The following is a 16,914-nucleotide window of genomic DNA, read 5'->3' on the forward strand; positions in this document are numbered from 1 at the left end:
CGGTCGGTGCTTCCCGCGACAGGCGATGGCTATCCGCATCTGCACCGGAGACGATGATCATGTCCATTTCGCCCACCCCCTTCACCGCCACCGTTCTCGGGCTGCCCCGAGTAGGGCCGAACCGCGAACTCAAGCGCGCCACCGAGGCCTACTGGGCCGGCAGAGCCGACGCAGACCACCTACACAGCGTCGCCGCCGAGCTGCGTCACACCCATCTGAGTGCGCTCGCCGCCGCCGGGCTGGACTCGATTCCTGTGGGCACCTTCTCCTACTACGACCAAGTGCTCGACACCGCCGTGCTGCTGGGCGCCCTACCCGCGCGAGTCGCCGATATCGCGGACCCGCTCGACCGTTATTTCGCCGCCGCGCGCGGCACCGACACGATCGCCCCGCTCGAGATGACCAAGTGGTTCGACACCAACTACCACTACCTCGTCCCCGAAGTCGATGCGGCGACACAGTTTTCCCTGAACCCGGCCAAGTTGTTTGCCGAGCTTGCCGAAGCCGAGGCCCTCGGCATCCCCGCCCGGCCCGTGGTCATCGGACCGCTCACTTTCCTGAAGCTGGCCAAGCACGCCGTCGGTGCGCCACTGGACCGCCTCGCCGAGCTCGTCCCGCTCTACCGCGACCTGCTCACCCGGCTCGCGGCCGCCGGAGCGGAATGGGTCCAGATCGACGAACCGATCCTGGTCACCGACCTCAGCGACACCGAGCTGGCCGCCGTCCGTGCCACCTACACCGAGCTCGCCTCGCCCGCCGACCGGCCCGCGATCCTTCTCGCCACCTACTTCGGCCACACCGACGCGGCCCTCGCCGAGATCGCCGCCACCCCGGTCGAAGCGGTCGCACTCGACTTCACCGCGGGAACCACCGTCGACGCAGTCGCCTCGGTTCCGGCCCTGTCGCGCAAACTGCTGGTCGCCGGAATGGTCGACGGGCGCAACATCTGGCGCACCGACCTCGGAGCCGCGCTGAGCACCCTCGGCGCACTGCTGGGCAGCGCGACCCGAGTTGCGGTGTCGAGCTCCTGCTCGCTGCTGCACGTCCCCTATTCGCTGACCCCGGAAACAACACTGGACGACCGGCTGCGGTCCTGGCTGGCCTTCGGCGCCGAGAAGGTCGACGAAATCCGCGTTCTGGCAACGGCACTCACCCAGGGCACCGCTGCCGTCGCCGCCGAACTGCGGACCGCCCACGACGCAGCACAGTCGCGCCGCACCGACCCCCGTCTGCACCACGACACCGTCCGCGCACGGCTGGCGGCCCTCACCCCGGCCGACATCAAACGCGCCCCTGCCGACCAGCGCCGGATCGAGCAGCGAGCACACCTGGAGCTGCCGCTGCTGCCGACCACGACCATCGGCTCCTATCCGCAGACCTCCGCGATCCGGCTGGCCCGTGCGGCGTTGCGCAAGGGCGAGATCGACCAGACCGAATACGTCGCCCGCATGCGCGCCGAGATCGACGACGTGATCGCCCTCCAAGAACGACTCGGCCTCGACGTGCTCGTTCACGGCGAACCCGAACGCAACGACATGGTCCAGTACTTCGCCGAACTTCTCGACGGTTTCGCGGTGACCGACAACGGGTGGGTCCAGTCCTACGGCACCCGCTGCGTGCGCCCCCCGATCCTGTTCGGCGACGTCACCCGGCCGACCCCGATGACCACCGACTGGATCGGCTACGCCCAGTCCCGCACCACCAAACCGGTCAAGGGCATGCTCACCGGACCCGTCACCATCCTGGCCTGGTCCTTCGTCCGCGACGACCAGCCGCTCGCCGACAGCGCCCGCCAAGTCGCGCTCGCCATCCGCGACGAGGTCACCGATCTCGAACGCAACGGCGCACGCATCATCCAGGTCGACGAACCCGCACTGCGCGAACTGCTCCCGCTCCGGACGGCCGAACAACCCGCCTACCTCGCCTGGTCGGTGGACTCGTTCCGCCTGGCCACCGCCGGCGTCGCCGACACCACCCAGATCCACACCCACCTCTGCTATTCGGAGTTCGGTGAAGTCATCGGCGCGATCGCCGGACTCGATGCCGACGTCACCTCCATCGAGGCGGCTCGCTCGCATATGGAGGTTCTCGACGACCTCAACGCCGCGGGTTTCGATCTCGGCGTGGGGCCGGGTGTCTACGACATCCATTCCCCGCGCGTACCTTCCGTCGAGGAAATCACGACCTCACTGAACGCGGCGTTGAAAGCTGTTCCCGCCGAACGCCTGTGGGTCAATCCCGACTGCGGCCTGAAGACCCGCGGACCGGTCGAGGTGGAAGCATCCCTGCGCAACCTCGTCGCCGCGGCGGAGGCGCTGCGCTGAGCGGATAGTTGCGAGTCCGCGTCGGCAACGACAGCCGACGCGGACCGCGCGCGACCCCTACACGTGCAAGCAAGCCACCAAGCACTGGCGAAACCGGCCGACTAGAGCCGGATAGTCGGCACGCGCACCGGATCAGCCCTCGCCCCACGTCACCGCACCCGCAGAAGGACCGTACGTGCAATCAACGACAGCACCAGTACTCATCGCAGCGCTGGCCCTTGCTCTCGGCGCATGTACATCGACATCCGACCAGCCCGACGAATCCACCACATCCGCTGCCACTGCCCTGTGGAACCCCTGTACAGAGATCGCGCCAGACCACTTGCGACAGATGGGTATCGACGCAGACACCAAGACCTCCACCACAACCGAGAAACCCGACTGGAAGTACTGCACCTGGCAGGACTCCAAAGCGGTTTGGGCCTACCACCTCGGCATTCTCTCCACGAGTTTCCCACTCGAGGCCATCAGGAAGGCCAAACCCTCAGCCACCGAGACCACGGTGGGCGGGCGCACCGGGATTCAGGACCGCACGGCCGACCGAGAATGCGAGATCCTCCTTCCTGCCGGTACCGGCTCGGTCTACATCCGAGCCTCCGACAGCCCTGCGGCACACAACCCACCCGATCCGTGCACCCGCGCACTGGAGGCCGCCAACGTCCTGGTGACCGGCCTGCCCTGAGGCTAGATTTCAGGTCGTACACGACGTGAGTTCCCTCCCCCACCACAGCCCCGATTGCGCCACATCGAAGCCTGCGCAGAACAGCTCAGCTCAGCCGGCCGAGCTCGGACGCTCTCACGGCTTTGACCGACAATTTGGTCGCGACATCCCCGGCGACTGCAACTCTGCCACGACTGACGCGGCGGCAGGGCCGCTGCGACCCGATCGTGCAGCATTCCCGAAGTACTCATCCATCAGCATGTCCCACCCGAAGCAATTATTGGATTCAGGTATGGCTGTCGCGCTACGTGTCAGCCCAGTACGCCTACACCGGTGGCAACGGCCTTCAGCGCCTCATCCAGGCCGGCTCCTCGCTGATCGGCAGGATTATGGTCGCGGTCATGCTGCTGACGTTGGCCGTCATCACCATCGTCTGACGCGTAATCCTGTTCTGCCTGTTCTTGAGCGGGTTGATCAGCTTCGCGATCGGCTCCTACATGGGAAAACACACTTGGCGCACAGCTGTGTAATCGACGAGATCACCACCTTCACCGCGCAGGCGGCCGACAGCTTCGCGCTGACGATGATCGACTTCATCATCTGCCTTGTCCTCCGCAGCGACTCGATCTACGCCGAAGATCCTCATCCTCGCCATGGTCCTTTTCGGCGACTGGCAGCTCGTACACAAAATCGACGAGCACATCCGCCCTGATAGCGGCTCGTTGAACATGAACGTCGCCGATGCCACACAGAAACGGATCACCCAGGCCTCCAGCGTCCACCGCAACAACCGGCTCAAACCGGCAGATGCGGCGCATGTCGGCGGGTCGTCACCGGTATCGACGCTGGCATGGTCAGCGCTGTCCAAGGCGGGGTCCGGGTGTGTGAGGTCAGGCGCCGAAGTACCGCAAAGGTTCGATCCCACTCGACCAAGCGTTGGCGGCAGAGCGGGAGGCTCGTTTCCAGGCGCAGTATCAGGCGCTGCGGATCCAGCCGAAATCGCCTGCCGAGAAGCTGGCTGCAAAGCGGCACGCCGAACAGCAGGCATCCAAAAGCCCACGAAAACCCGCCACGAGCACCTCTCGGGCCGTGCCCTTGAACTGTTCGGGGCCCTCACCAGCTGAATGCAGCGCACGTTCGGTCACCCAGCTAGAGCAGCGAAAGGTTGGCGGACCGTTTCGCCCAGATACCTCGCTATTCAGAAAGATGCCGTTCGACCGATTGGATCTTGGTGTTGAGCGTATCGGTATGCCCGGGGCGCAGGTCGGCTTTGATGATGATGCTGGCGCGTCCGGCGGTCTGCATGACGGCGTCGGTGGCGGCTTTGATGACGGCCATGACTTCGTCCCAGTCGCCTTCGATCTCGGTGAAGCTCGCCGCTGTCCGGTGCGGCAGCCCGCTGTCACGGATTACCCGGACCGCGGCCGCGACGTGAGCGCCGACATCTTCACCGGCACCGACTGGGGTGATTGAAAATGCTGCGAGCACAGTTGTTCCTCCTGTTAGATGCCGACATGTGAATCAGAGACTATCCAGCAGCGCAGAGGTTTCCTCGCGGAGTTCGGCGACAGGGCCGCTGGTTTTGATCCGAGGTTCTGTGGTGAGCCGGTGAATGCGGCAAATGTCGTGGACCGCTCGCGCCGAGGTAGTGCCGCGTGCGTCGGCGATGGCCTCGCGAGCAAGGCGTACACCGTGTTCGGCTTCGCCATGGCGCAGATGCAGGGCGGCCAGTTGCGCGGTGCTGCGCAGTCGGGACCGTGCGTGCGCGTCGGACAGGTTTCGCGCGGACTCCAGCTTGGTCATAGTCGGGCCGACTTCGAGTCCTCGCTGAAGGACAGAGTGAACAGTCCATGCGTGAGGTCGAAAGCGAGCAGCTTCTCGCTGTAGTAGGTGGCGAATCCTTCGTGCGCCAGGTCGGGGTGGTCTTCGTCGCCAGCTTCGTTGAACAGCGACTCCGCTTCGGTGAGCGCGCGAACACATTCGCGGTGGTTGCCTTGGACGCCGAGAGCTCGGGCTTTCACCGCAGCGATATCGGCGCGGCGCAGCAGCGACAGCGTGTCCGCCCGAATCGCGGCAACCTGGGCTGACCACCTCGAATGCCTCGCGCAACTCGGACGGCAACTCGAATATCAGCCCATGGCCGCGCTCTCCGACCGATGGCAGCTGCAGCAAGAAGGACGCATAGATGATGTTCTTGACGACTGGGTCCTGACGAGAAAGATACTCGTCAAGGAATCGCAGAAGAGCACGCCAGTCCTGATATTCACCACCCGCCGTCAACGAATGCGCCCACAATCTCGGGTGTCACATCAACCGCTACACCAACCCGACTGCGAACCGCACCCGCGGCATAACGGTCGGCGCGTCCACGATCCGTCGGACTACCGGCCGAGGCTCCGGAGCCAGGCGAGATAGGCCGAGGTCTTTGCACGCAGATCATCGACCGGCCAGTTCTCGGGTTGCAACACCTCGGGCAGTGCCGGATCGGTGGTGAGTAGGTCCAGCGCGGCACTCACGGCGGCGAATCGTGCTGTCGGCTCAGGGGTTTCGATGGCATCGAGCAGGACACGAGCGCGTGACGACCAATCGGACAGTGGCCAGAGCTCGGCGGCGAGGTCGGCGGGGTCCGCAACTGGCCGCAATCGAAATCGGAGCGTGGTGGCGAGGAGGTCGGCCGACTCCGTGCGCAGGAGGTTGGCCGGCCGCAGCCAGACTCCCTCGCGAAGCTCGGCCAGACGAAGCGAGAGCAGCCGGAGGCGCAGGGCCGCGCGCTCGGCCGACGGTCGGCCGGCGGCAGTGATAACGACCTGCTCCCAGTCGCCGTCCCAGGGCCGAACGGGCGGCGCGGCGAGCTCGGCCCGACGCGCACGCAAAGCCGGGTCGAGCGTGTAGGCGCGATGTTCGCGTTCGAGCTCGCCCGCGGCCACCATCCGTGACACCGCGACACGCACCGTCGTTTCCGGATAGCCGACCGCGGTGGCCGCGGCGCAGATTTCGCTCGAGGTCATCGTCGGCGAATCAGCCGCGATCAGAATCCGGAGCACCGCCGACCGGGCCGACACCGGACGAACCCGCATGTCGAAGCCGGTAACAGCGGATTTCACGGGATCGAGTCTACATATTTCACTATTGCCGCGACTGTCTTACAAATGTAACGTCTCATGTCATGACCACGAGCACATCCACGACCTCCTCGTTCCCGCTGGCCGGGCGCACCATGATCATGTCCGGCGGCAGCCGCGGCATCGGGCTGGCGATCGCCGTCGCCGCCGCCCGCGAAGGTGCCAATATCGTGCTGCTCGCCAAGACCGATAAGCCGGACCCCCGGTTGCCGGGCACCATCCACACCGCCGCCGCCGAGATCGAAGCCGCCGGCGGGCAGGCGCTTGCCGTGGTGGGTGACGTGCGCGACGAAGCATCGGTAGCCGGTGCGGTGGCCCGCGCGGTCGAGCGTTTCGGCGGCATCGACTACTGCGTGAACAACGCCTCCGCGATCGCCCTCGGCCCCACCGAGGAACTGCCGATCAAGCGATTCGACCTGATGCAGCAGATCCAGCTGCGCGGCACCTACCTGCTCTCCAGCGCATGCCTGCCGCACCTGCGCCGCAGCGACAACGCCCACATCCTGAGCCTGTCCCCGCCGCTGAATCTCGCACCCGAATGGCTCGGCGCCCACCCCGCCTACATGCTCGCCAAGTATGGGATGTCATTGCTCACCCTGGGCTGGGCCGGCGAATACGCCGAACACGGCGTCGCGGCCAACTGCCTGTGGCCCGAAACCCTGATCGCCACCGCCGCGGTACAGAACCTCCTCGGCGGCGACGACGCGATCGCCAAAGCCCGCACCCCGCAGATCGTGGCCGATGCCGCCGTCGCGGTCCTGCGCAAGGACGCGCGCACAGTCACCGGAAACACGTTCCTCGACGTCGACGTCCTACGCGCCGAAGGCATCACCGATCTCTCGCCCTACGGTGGTGCGGGCGATCTGGAATTCGACATCTTCGTCGACCCGCCACAGAACCGCGATCGCGCCTGACACGCGATCACCTGCACCCACTGGATCGCCGACCCCGCCCAGGAGGGAACTAGCCGATGCCCAGCGGCTACGCGCCGTAGGCCGTCGTCCTCGACTGGGACCGCCGCCGCCCGTCGAAGTATCGGCGTGCGGCGGCGATCCCAGGTCGCCCTTTTCGGATCTGGTTTCCGGGCCGCGACAGCCGGTCTTCCGGGTCGCACACCGTCGGATTCACCACCGCCGGCGCGTTCCCGGCGGCTCTCCGGCGAACGTCGGCACACCTTCTGGGCAAAATCTCTAGGTGACAGTGCCTCCCGGTGACTCGGTGCTGCGAACTGCTCGCCCACGACCGGACACCCACGCCGCCACGGTGCCGAGCGCGACGACCACGATGCCCGAGATGAGGGCGGCGGACATGCCGGTGCGGAAGCTGTCGTACACGCTGTCCAGCAGTCCGGGTGGTGCGCCGGGCGCTGATCCGATGGCAACACCCTCCGCCACGGAAGCCTCGACACGGTGGGCGATGTCGCTGGGCAACTGCGCGGCCGAGTCGGCGACACTGTCGCGGTAGACACTGCTGAATACCGTGCCCAGCACAGCGATCCCGAGCACGGCCCCCAGTTCACGGGTGACGTCGTTGAGTGCCGAGGCGACGCCGTGCTTCTCCGGCGGCAGTGCCGCCATAAGGGCCTCGGTGGCCGGTGTCGCCGCGAACGCGATACCGCTGCCGAGCAAGAACACTCCGAATCCGATCGGCAGGTAGGAGGATTCGGCACCAGCGACGCTCATGATCGCCAAACCGGTCGCGATAAACGACATTCCGAGAATCACCACAGGCCAGTACCCCCACTTGCGGTGCAGGACGGGAACCAGCGGCGAGAACACCATCGCGGCAAGGGCCAGCGGCAGCATCGACAATGCGGCCTCGAGCGGCGAGTAGCCCTTGACGATCTGCAGGTACTGCAGGCCGACGATGAAGAACCCGAACATCGCCAGGGATTCGGCGGTGATGACGATGGACCCGGAGGCCAGGCCGGGCTGCCGGAAAAGCCGCGGATCCAGCAGCGGCCGAGGGTGTCGCAATTCCCAGCCGATGAATCCGGCCGTCCCGATCACGGCGAGCACGAATGCCGAGACCACCGGCACCGAACTCCAGCCCCGCTCCGGCCCCTCGATCATCCCGAACACCAGTGCGGCCACCGCCAGCACCGACAGCAATCCACCACCGACATCGACGCGCTCACGACCCGACTTCGATTGGCGTGGCACCAGCACGGTGGCGACGAGCGTCACCACGGTCAGCGCCACATTGAAGGCGAATATCGAGCGCCAGGAGAACCATTCGAGGAGCCCGCCCGCGGTGAGCAGTCCGATCAGTGCGCCGCCGACGGCGACGCCGGACCAGACACCCACAGCTCGGCCGCGCTCGTCGGGTGGGAACACGTGCGTGATGATCGACAGCGTCGTCGGCATCACCGCCGCGGCACCGACGCCGGCCAAGGCACGCAACCCGATGATCGTGTCGATATCGTCGAATATCAGCACCGCCGCCGACGATGCGCCGAAGATCACCAGTCCGACGACCAGCATTGCCTTGCGCCCATAGCGATCTCCGAGCGCTCCGGCGACCATGAGCAGGCCGGCGAAGGCGATGCCGTAGGCGTTGAGAATCCACAGCAACTGCGACTCCGTCGCCCGCAGATCCGCGGCCATCTCGGGCACTGCGACCATGAGCGAGGCCATTATGCCCATCACGGCCACCAGCGCCGAACACATCACCACCAGGATCAGGTTGCGCCGCAGCCGACTCGGCACGACCGTGTCGCTGTCCTGCACCTCGTTCAGTTGCACCATGTCATTACTCCCTTCGGTCCGACGGCAGCTGTGCGCTCAGTGGGCGCTGACGCGCATGCCGACGGGCGGCTTACCCGCCGGGACGAACACCGCGGCGGCCGCCGCGACGATCAGCGCGAGAATCGCGCAGAAGGTGAAGGCATTCGTGAATCCGCCGAGTTCGGCGCCGCCGGTCCGCAGACTCACGGCCGCGACGGTGGAGATGACGGCAACGCCGAGGGCCGAGCCGATTTCGTGGAAAGTGGTCACCAGCCCGGACGTCACCCCGGCGTGGGCGTGATCGACTTCGGCCAGTGCGGTCGTCGTCGCGGTGACGATGACCGCGCCCTGTCCGACGGCTGCCACGGTGAGGCCGAGGATCAATGCGGGGGTGCCGTCCCAGATCGCGGGCACGGCCGCGCCCGCTGCCGCGATGGCCAGACCTGCCACACCGACCGGGCGATAGCCGAAGCGGCCGATGAAGTGGCCCGCGTTGTGTGCGCCGATGATGGTGCCCAGCGCGATCGGAATGAACAACAAGCCGGTTACGAGCGCCGAATTACCTTGTCCCTGCTGCAGATAGAACGATCCGAGAAAGAACCCGGTGATCAGCAAACCGGTCGCCACGAGCATCAGCACCGCACCGGCGGCGATCGGGCGCTGCGTCAGCAGACCCGGGTCGAGTAGCGGCTCGGTCGTCCAGCGCTCGAACACGACGAAGACCACCGCGAGGACCACGGCCGCCGCCAGCGAGCCCAGCGTGCGCGGGTCGGCCCACCCCTCGTCTCCCGCGGTGATCAGGCCGTAGATCGCCGCGCCGACGACAGCCGTGGCGAGAACCGCGCCCACTCCGTCGAGTCGATGCCCGGGCTGCGCCGGACGCAGAGGGACCACGCGCGGAATCGCAGCCAACAGCGCGATGCCGACCGGTACGTTGACGAAGAAGATCCACGGCCATCCCGGTCCGGCGGTGAGCAGCCCGCCTGCCAGCACCCCGGCCGCCGCTCCGGTGCCGCCGAGCGCGCCCCACACGCCGAGCGCCTTATTGCGTTCCGCCCCTCGGAAAATCATGGTCAGGATCGACAGTGCCGCCGGCGACAGCAACGCCGCGCCGATCCCCTGCCCGATCCGGCCGGTCACCAGCATCGGCGCGTTCGATGCCAACCCGGCGACCAGGGACGAGCCGGTGAACACCATCAGGCCGAGTGCCACCATGCGACGAGCACCGAACAGATCCGCCGCGCGGCCACCGAGGATCATCAGCCCACCGAACAGCAGGGTGTAGGCCGTGACGACCCATGTCGTCGCGGCGCGACTCAGTTCGAGATCGCGGCCGATGTCGGGCAGTGCGACCGTCACCACCGTGATGTCGAGAATGAGCATGAATTGGGCGACGGCGAGGACAGCCAAGGCCCACCACCTGCGTGGGTCGGCGGTGTGGGTGAAGTCGTCGGAGTGGTGAGCGGGCGCATGCGGTTGCATGACAGCCTCCTAAGTTGAACGCTAGTGTTCGAGTTATGTCCCACCATAACCTGAACACACGTGTTCGAGAAGACCTGCACAGGGGTCGCGCCACTCACCTCCCAACCGGCCGGCTCGCGATATATTGACGACACAACCCGTACGGCCATGTTCGAAATGAGGTGTGAAGTGACAACGTCAGCGGATACCGAGCCGCCCGGCCGCAAGCGGGCCGACGCCCGGCGCAATATCGCCGCGATTCTCGACGCCGCACAGGAGTGCCTGGTCGCCGATCCCGACGCGAACATCTCCGAGATCGCCAAGCGGGCGGGCGTCGGCCGAGTCACCCTGTACGGGCACTTCCCTTCGCGCGCCGACCTGATCGATGCGGTCTTCACTCGCGCGGTCACCGAGAGCGACCACATTCTCGACGCGGTCGACATCGACGGCGATCCCGGGCAGGCACTGGGTCGCCTCGTCGCCGCATCGTGGAAGATCATCGACCAGTTCCGCGCGCTGCTCCTCGCGGCGCAGAACCACATTCCGAGCGAACGGATTCGCGCCGCCCACGACCGCCCCCTGCGACGCGTACGACGGATCATCGAAAATGGCCGTTCCGCAGGCGTTTTCCGCGACGACCTACCCGTGTCGTGGATGGTCGCGGTATATCACAGCGTCACACACACCGCGGCCACCGAAATCAGCGCGGGCCGACTGACCGACCGAAACGCGGCGACACTCATCACGACCACCCTGCTTGCCGCATACGCACCGCAGCCCACGCCGTAGCACCGAGGTAGACGCACATCAGCAATGGGCTCCGAGACACACGGAGAGGGTGGAACTGTGCGCGAACAGGTGACCGACCACGGTGATCTCGAAACGGACGTTCTTCCGCTACTTCGCACTGTGAACTGCTCGTCTTCGAACAGGGGCAGCGTCGGCAACTGAAGTCCGGTGAACCGGGTCACGCCTCCACTGACAAGGTTGGTCCCCGCTACGGCGAGGTCATTCGGCGCACTTGCCGATAAGGTCGAAATCACTTGCGCGGAGTCGTGATCCGTTCCCTGAAACTTGCGGGAAGCAGTGGCAAGGTTGGTTGGCACGACGCCAGGGTCGTCAGATCTTGTTGATGCGCCGCGGACAGCGTCGCCTTGAAATTCTCGAACGGCGTACTCAGCGAGGCGAGCAGCCCAGCTGAGCCGCTGGGAACCGAGAGCCCCGACAGCATTCGTGAGGCGTTCGACGAGAAGTTCGCCCCCACCTCCTGCAGATCCAACCCAAATCCATCGAGAACGCCAACCTGCACGGCGAAGTCGTTCACGACACCCCCCTCAATGGCACGACAGCAGTGTAGGCGATCGTGCGCGGAATGGCACTGCCCCACAAGTGAAGTGGGTCCAAACTTCAGGTACCACGGGCTTGGTCGCCACCGGTAGGTCTCGATCAATGTCGGAGACGAAATCCGATGACAGATCAGTACCTCGCAGCGGTGACCGATCCGGCGGCGCGAGTCGACGCTGCTAACCAGCATGAAGCTCCTCGGCACTGTGGTTTACTACTACGCCTTCGTGCCAGACTCCCCGAATCCTCTCAGCAGTCGCGGCGGCAATCGACCTCACACCATCGCCGCGAAAGAACCTATTCGGGCGCTGTCCGGTCAAGGCGCCTGCGGTGGCGCGTGCGCGCCGCAGGCGCATACCGAAGGCGACCAATTGTTTTCTGGGCCACGGCAATCATGTGTGGTGCATCACCAGCCATTGACCTGAAGCCAAGTCGAGGTTGCAGAGTGGCGTCATGAGCAATGACACAGCCGCCGTGACCGGACAGACCCCCGACGATCTCGACACAGAACTCGCCGCCATCCGCGCCGTCGTCGCGTCCGTCGAGCACGCCCAGGCCAACGAACTGGTCACCGAATTCAGTGCGCTTTTCCGCGCCGATGCGATCTGGACCACCGGCGACGGCCGCCGCCTGTTCGGCCGCCCGGCCATCGCCGAGTTCACCGCCCAGGTATTGCCCGGTGCCAGCGCACGAGGCCGGGCGACCTATGAGGTCGAGCACGTGTTGTTCCTGCGGCCGGATGTCGCCGCGGTGAAGGTCCGGCAGAGCGGTTTCACGCTCGACGGCGAGTTGTGGGGCCAGGGGACGCCGATGTATGTGATGACCAAAGAAGACGGCGCCTGGATGCTCACCGCCAATCAGAACACTGCCCTAAAGACAGACTGATCTTCTGGGCACCGAGTGGGTCAGAGCGGTACCGAAGCCGCAGCCTCGAGTGGGTTACGAATCGTGAAGTACGACGGTTCGAGTCCGATGGGGAGCACCAAGAACAACCCCCTACCTGTGCAGACGGGTAGGGGGTTGACTCGTTCTTGTCCGGCTCTCTTCGACTAAGCGCCCTGTTCGACCGACTATTCTGCGCGGCCCGTCAGTGGGTTGTCTGGGACCGAAAGGTTAGTCCCTCTGGTCCTTGCGCGCCTTCAACCGCCACCGGTCCGTCCTCGGTATATCCGGGCATTACCCCATCTTGCGAGTCCCGGGCGAACTCATCCAGGGTCGTCGGTCTGCCCGGGTCAACCACCGGCTCTTCCAGATTGACGTCGTAATCGTCCTCGCCGTCACCGGCTTCGGATCCATTAGTCACCGTACTCACGTCCTGTCCTCGGATCGACATTGCGGGTGCGCTGCGCGGCTCTGATGTGTTCAAAGAATAAGCGCAGGTTAGCTGCGTATAGCGCATTTGGTTGTGCCAGCGAATTCTGACGTCGTTTATCGGTTAATGTCTCCGGCTCTCAACCTCGAATCGACCCGGCCCGATCCGATCGGCGAATTCTGACGCCACCAGGCGGGCCTCCCGGGTAGGCCGGAGGACCGGCCAGCGGTGTCATCGGCCGATTCGTCTTCCCTGCACCTGGCTCGACGCCGGTAGCGTGACTGGCGTGGGGACGACACAAAGGGGCGATCGATGAGCGATGCCATCCGCAAACGCCCAAGGCAGCAGCGGTCCAAGGACACAGTGGACGTGATGTTGGAAGCGGCCGCGCAGATGTTCAGCCGTGAGGGGTTGGCAACAACGACCAACCGGATCGCCGAGCGTGCCGGAGTCTCGATCGGAACGCTCTACCAGTACTTCCCGAATAAGCACGCGATACTCCAGGAGTTGGCCGTGCGGCATCTTCTCGGGGGCGGTGAGCAACTCGGTCAGGTGTTCATCAGACTCCGGGAGACCGAGCCGCCGTTCGAGGAGACCATGCGCGCGATTGTCGACGTCATCATCGACCTGCACAGCGACCGGCCCGCGCTACACGCCCTCATGCATCGTGTCGCCGCACGGCTGCCCGGAGAGCTCGCGGCATTGCGTGCCTTCGAAGACTATCTCGTCGATGAAATCGGATATCACCTGCAACGATGTGGCCGTGGTGGCGACGATGCGGCCCTGACGGCGCGGACACTGGTCCATGTCGTCGATGCGCAGATCCATCGGGTGCCTACTCGAGACCCGATCACTGCCGAACAGGTTATGGAGCTCGTGCAGAGACTCACCCCCGAGATCACTCTGGCGGATGGACGATCCGGGTAGCGGTAGGCATCGCCAGGTCTCCTTGTGTCGTGGATGGGCGGACCGGTTGTCGTACAGTCACTTTGCAATAGGCGGCTGGATTCGATCGGACCGTTGGTTCTCGATCAGGCGGAGCAGCCTCGGCCCGGCGGTTGCGAAGACGGCCGTACCACCGGCCATCAGTACACCGATGCGCGCGGCACGGCGGGGCATTCCTTGCCTGGCGGCGAAGAGCACGGCTCCGGCATCGAAGAGGTCCATCGCGATTCCCGCTTTCAGCGTCGCGCGCCGGACTGTTTCGTCGGAATGCAGCGCGCCTGCCCCGAGAATGACATCGCGAACGCCGAAGGCTTTGATCCAGACGCCTCCGTCGGGCCCTGGGTACTCGACGCCACCAACGCGGTGGACACGTGCCGAGCCGAATGCGGTGGTTACGCCCCATACGATCCGCGCGATGCCGATCGCGGCGAGCACACGACGTTCAGCCGAGGCTCGTTCAGCCTGTGTCACTGTTTCCTCGTATCCGATGTGTTCCACACCTCAAGAATTGATCGAGCGAGTGGCCGACGCAACTCGCGTTCTGCGCCGCACCCGCGGCTAGGAAGGACGGTCTGAGCTGCGGTTATTCGCCGAAGTTGACGTTTTGGATGCTGCCTACTCGCTTTTGGCGGGTTCGACATGACGTAACTCAATTCCCGGTCCGACCCGTGTTGGCGATTTCTGGGTTCTGACCGGGGAACTATCGGTGAATATCGACATCACCCACTGGCAGCAGCTTTGGCTTGGGCGCGGTGCGCGCAAGCCGGTAGGAGTCGGTGCCGGTTTCGATGACATGGCGCTCAGTGCGGAGTCGCGGTGGCTACTGCGGCGGCCACCTGGCTCTCCGTGCAGCCGCGGGCGATAGTGAGGTCGACGCCGATCAAGACCGTGCCAGTGAGATCGGCGCCGGCCGAGCTATCGCAAGGCGGCACGAATGATCCGAGTAATCTTGCCTTCATGGATCGCACTGACCATCGGCTCGGAGAAAACTACCGGAATAACCATCCGCCGTGTCCGACATGTGGCAGGTAGGACTGTGCAATGCTCCATACATATTTCCCGGATCTCAGGGACAAGCTCGCACATCACAGCTGGGAGTCCGGAGGTGGAGTGTCGGCCGTTGACATCGGGAGAGCGGAGGATGCGCTGGGGCCCCTGCCTGCCGACTACAAGTATTTCCTTTCGGAGTTCGGATGGTTGACCTTCGGTTGTTGGGAAGTGTATGGGCTTGGCTGCGGTATCCCGAAGTATCGCGATGTTGTGGAAATGACGATCTGCGAGAGGTCCGAACCAGCCGTACCTCTTCCTCCGACATTTGTTTGCATCATGAACGATGGCGCGGGAAATCTCATATCATTTGACGTGGAGTCAGTGGTGAAAGGTCGCGGGAATGCGAGCACAGTCCTGTGAGATCATGAGCTTGACGAACATCAAGAGCCGGAATTTCTGGCACCGTCATTCGAGCAGTGGCTGACGGAATTCGTGACTTCAGTTGGGAAGGCGTAGTGCAAGTGTGCCGACCTGAAGAGTCGAGAGGGAATTCCGCTCCCGAGGGTGCCGATGCTGTCCGTCGTTCAGATCAGAGCGGAGCGGGTGTTGTTGCGGAAGGCTCGCGACGCTGATCGAGAAGGGCTGATCGAGCTGCAGACCGGCCCGGAGGTCTGGGCTTACATCGGAGGCCCGCGACTGCGGGAAGACGCCGAGCAACGCCTCGACGCGATCGGCGGCCCCTGTCAATGTGACAACCGCTCCCGATGCCGCTCATCGGAGTATCCCGTCCACCAAGTCGGCCACCGTGGGTGCGGCCTTCAACCCCGAACCGGTGAGGAGGACCACGGTTTCTTCCGCTCGCGTAATGCGCCCCGCCGTCAACAGGGCCGAATAAGCTGCGGCGGCGGACGCGCTGGTCGGCTCGACGAACAGACCGTTCGAGCACAGCAGGTCCAACGCATGCACGATGTCTTCCTCGGGGATCGCGACCGTCGACCCACCGCTGTCGTGCAGCGCCGCGATCATCTGCGTCAGACGCAGCGGACGGGCGATCGACGTGCCTTGCGCAATGGTCGGCGACACCGGGCGCTCGACCGGATCGTCCGTGCCTGCGGTGAAGCTCGCGTCCACGGGAGAGCAGTTCAGCGGCTGGGCGGCGAACAGGCGCGGCATCCGCTGAATCTGCCCCGCGCCGAGCAGTTCGCGGAACCCGAGCCAGCATCCCAGCAGGCTGCTGCCCGCGCCGACCGGGACGATCACATTGTCGGGTACGCGAAACCCGAGGTCCTCCCACAGCTCGTAGGCCAGAGTCTTGGTGCCTTGCAGGAAGAACGCCTGCCAGTTGTGGCTGGCGTAGAACGCGTCGCCCTGGGCCTGGCGGATCGCCTCGTTCTCCGACTCCTCCCGCAGGCCCTCCACCAGCTGTAACTCCGCGCCGAAGGCTCGAACCTGTGCGATCTTCGCCGACGACGTCGAGGCGGGCGCGAAGATTTTCACCCGCAGACCGCCCGCAGCCCCGTAGCCCGCGACCGAGGAGCCCCCGTTGCCAGAGCTGTCCTCCAGCACCGACCGGATGCCGCGATCGCGCAGATAGGACAGCATCACGCTCGTGCCGCGGTCCTTGAAACTGCCGGTCGGATTGAGGAAGTCCAGCTTGAACAGCGGTCGCCCGCCGCGTTCCCATTCGCGCTCCAGCAGCGGCGTCGAGCCCTCGCCCAGCGAGATCGGATCCGAGAAGACGACCGGTAGTGCTGCTCGGTACCGCCACAGTGACCGTGCGGCGACGTCGATATCAGACCGGTCGAGTCCCGATCCCGGGTCGATCCACAGCGGACGCCCCGCCGCAGACCGCCACCGGGGTTCATCCAAGCGGTACTCGCTGCCGTCCACGGGATCCCGATACACGCTCACGCCCTCACGCTAGACGCTCCGTCTTCGTGGAGACAATCAGCCTACGCGAGATCGGGCTCATTCAAACAACCTCAGGTGCAACAGATTACGAGCGGTGGGGCTCCCGGGAGTCGTGTCG

At 65.2% G+C, this 16,914-nt stretch carries 19 protein-coding genes; 9 read left to right on the forward strand and 10 right to left on the reverse strand.

All coding sequences use genetic code 11. The features are described from left to right. Window positions 1-53 precede the first annotated feature (53 nt). From metE to ACFO5K_RS19760, 3 genes are all read left to right on the forward strand, one after another. A complete protein-coding gene (gene metE / locus ACFO5K_RS19750) occupies window positions 54-2,324 on the forward strand; it encodes a 5-methyltetrahydropteroyltriglutamate--homocysteine S-methyltransferase (RefSeq protein WP_378564890.1) in 2,271 nt (756 codons plus the stop codon). A gap of 175 nt (window positions 2,325-2,499) precedes the next feature. Then, the gene (locus ACFO5K_RS19755) at window positions 2,500-3,006 is read left to right on the forward strand and encodes a DUF3558 domain-containing protein (RefSeq protein ID WP_378564893.1); all 507 of its coding nucleotides are present in this window, start codon (window positions 2,500-2,502) and stop codon (window positions 3,004-3,006) included. Between the two features lie 122 nt (window positions 3,007-3,128). After that, the gene (locus tag ACFO5K_RS19760) at window positions 3,129-3,422 is read left to right on the forward strand and encodes a hypothetical protein (RefSeq protein WP_378564896.1); all 294 of its coding nucleotides are present in this window, start codon (window positions 3,129-3,131) and stop codon (window positions 3,420-3,422) included. A gap of 56 nt (window positions 3,423-3,478) precedes the next feature. Here ACFO5K_RS19760 and ACFO5K_RS19765 read toward each other — a convergent pair whose 3' ends face one another. The 4 genes from ACFO5K_RS19765 to ACFO5K_RS19780 form a co-directional block, all read right to left on the reverse strand. Then, window positions 3,479-3,853, reverse strand: a complete 375-nt coding sequence (locus tag ACFO5K_RS19765) for a hypothetical protein (protein WP_378564899.1) — start codon at window positions 3,851-3,853, stop codon at window positions 3,479-3,481. A gap of 106 nt (window positions 3,854-3,959) precedes the next feature. Next, window positions 3,960-4,130, reverse strand: a complete 171-nt coding sequence (locus ACFO5K_RS19770) for a hypothetical protein (RefSeq protein ID WP_378564902.1) — start codon at window positions 4,128-4,130, stop codon at window positions 3,960-3,962. A gap of 49 nt (window positions 4,131-4,179) precedes the next feature. Then, window positions 4,180-4,473, reverse strand: coding sequence for an MTH1187 family thiamine-binding protein (locus tag ACFO5K_RS19775; RefSeq protein ID WP_378564905.1), 294 nt, complete (start codon window positions 4,471-4,473; stop codon window positions 4,180-4,182). A 33-nt stretch (window positions 4,474-4,506) separates the two neighbouring features. Continuing rightward, window positions 4,507-4,788, reverse strand: a complete 282-nt coding sequence (locus tag ACFO5K_RS19780; protein WP_378564908.1) for a hypothetical protein — start codon at window positions 4,786-4,788, stop codon at window positions 4,507-4,509. Window positions 4,789-4,835: 47 nt separating this feature from the next. Between ACFO5K_RS19780 and ACFO5K_RS19785 the strand changes: the two genes are divergently transcribed. After that, window positions 4,836-5,072: a hypothetical protein gene (locus ACFO5K_RS19785; protein ID WP_378564911.1), complete on the forward strand. Its 237-nt coding sequence runs from the start codon at window positions 4,836-4,838 to the stop codon at window positions 5,070-5,072. 294 nt (window positions 5,073-5,366) lie between these two features. Here the strand turns inward: ACFO5K_RS19785 and ACFO5K_RS19790 are convergent, their stop codons facing one another. After that, window positions 5,367-6,089: a PaaX domain-containing protein, C- domain protein gene (locus ACFO5K_RS19790; protein ID WP_378564914.1), complete on the reverse strand. Its 723-nt coding sequence runs from the start codon at window positions 6,087-6,089 to the stop codon at window positions 5,367-5,369. A 62-nt stretch (window positions 6,090-6,151) separates the two neighbouring features. Between ACFO5K_RS19790 and ACFO5K_RS19795 the strand changes: the two genes are divergently transcribed. Beyond that, the gene (locus ACFO5K_RS19795; protein ID WP_378564916.1) at window positions 6,152-7,021 is read left to right on the forward strand and encodes an SDR family oxidoreductase; all 870 of its coding nucleotides are present in this window, start codon (window positions 6,152-6,154) and stop codon (window positions 7,019-7,021) included. Window positions 7,022-7,297: 276 nt separating this feature from the next. Here the strand turns inward: ACFO5K_RS19795 and ACFO5K_RS19800 are convergent, their stop codons facing one another. Next, the gene (locus ACFO5K_RS19800) at window positions 7,298-8,854 is read right to left on the reverse strand and encodes an MFS transporter (RefSeq protein WP_378564919.1); all 1,557 of its coding nucleotides are present in this window, start codon (window positions 8,852-8,854) and stop codon (window positions 7,298-7,300) included. Between the two features lie 36 nt (window positions 8,855-8,890). Further along, window positions 8,891-10,315 (reverse strand): MFS transporter, encoded by a 1,425-nt coding sequence (locus ACFO5K_RS19805; RefSeq protein WP_378564923.1) that lies wholly within the window; start codon window positions 10,313-10,315, stop codon window positions 8,891-8,893. A gap of 168 nt (window positions 10,316-10,483) precedes the next feature. On the opposite strand from ACFO5K_RS19805, the gene ACFO5K_RS19810 reads away from it, so the two are divergent. Next, window positions 10,484-11,083, forward strand: a complete 600-nt coding sequence (locus ACFO5K_RS19810; protein WP_378564926.1) for a TetR/AcrR family transcriptional regulator — start codon at window positions 10,484-10,486, stop codon at window positions 11,081-11,083. A gap of 250 nt (window positions 11,084-11,333) precedes the next feature. Here the strand turns inward: ACFO5K_RS19810 and ACFO5K_RS19815 are convergent, their stop codons facing one another. Continuing rightward, window positions 11,334-11,618, reverse strand: coding sequence for a hypothetical protein (locus tag ACFO5K_RS19815; protein ID WP_378564929.1), 285 nt, complete (start codon window positions 11,616-11,618; stop codon window positions 11,334-11,336). Window positions 11,619-12,091: 473 nt separating this feature from the next. Here ACFO5K_RS19815 and ACFO5K_RS19820 point away from each other — a divergent pair, with 473 nt between their 5' ends. Together ACFO5K_RS19820 and ACFO5K_RS19825 are read left to right on the forward strand one after the other, a co-directional pair. After that, window positions 12,092-12,523, forward strand: a complete 432-nt coding sequence (locus tag ACFO5K_RS19820; RefSeq protein ID WP_378564932.1) for an SgcJ/EcaC family oxidoreductase — start codon at window positions 12,092-12,094, stop codon at window positions 12,521-12,523. 739 nt (window positions 12,524-13,262) lie between these two features. Next, window positions 13,263-13,877, forward strand: a complete 615-nt coding sequence (locus ACFO5K_RS19825) for a TetR/AcrR family transcriptional regulator (RefSeq protein ID WP_378564935.1) — start codon at window positions 13,263-13,265, stop codon at window positions 13,875-13,877. A gap of 57 nt (window positions 13,878-13,934) precedes the next feature. Here the strand turns inward: ACFO5K_RS19825 and ACFO5K_RS19830 are convergent, their stop codons facing one another. Beyond that, window positions 13,935-14,393: a hypothetical protein gene (locus ACFO5K_RS19830; RefSeq protein ID WP_378564938.1), complete on the reverse strand. Its 459-nt coding sequence runs from the start codon at window positions 14,391-14,393 to the stop codon at window positions 13,935-13,937. A gap of 543 nt (window positions 14,394-14,936) precedes the next feature. On the opposite strand from ACFO5K_RS19830, the gene ACFO5K_RS19835 reads away from it, so the two are divergent. After that, window positions 14,937-15,305: an SMI1/KNR4 family protein gene (locus tag ACFO5K_RS19835; protein WP_378564941.1), complete on the forward strand. Its 369-nt coding sequence runs from the start codon at window positions 14,937-14,939 to the stop codon at window positions 15,303-15,305. A gap of 351 nt (window positions 15,306-15,656) precedes the next feature. On the opposite strand, the gene ACFO5K_RS19840 is transcribed toward ACFO5K_RS19835, so the two are convergent. Next, window positions 15,657-16,796, reverse strand: a complete 1,140-nt coding sequence (locus ACFO5K_RS19840) for a threonine synthase (protein WP_378564944.1) — start codon at window positions 16,794-16,796, stop codon at window positions 15,657-15,659. Window positions 16,797-16,914 lie beyond the last annotated feature (118 nt).

The organism is Nocardia halotolerans (genome assembly GCF_042650145.1).
Lineage (GTDB): Bacteria > Actinomycetota > Actinomycetes > Mycobacteriales > Mycobacteriaceae > Nocardia > Nocardia halotolerans.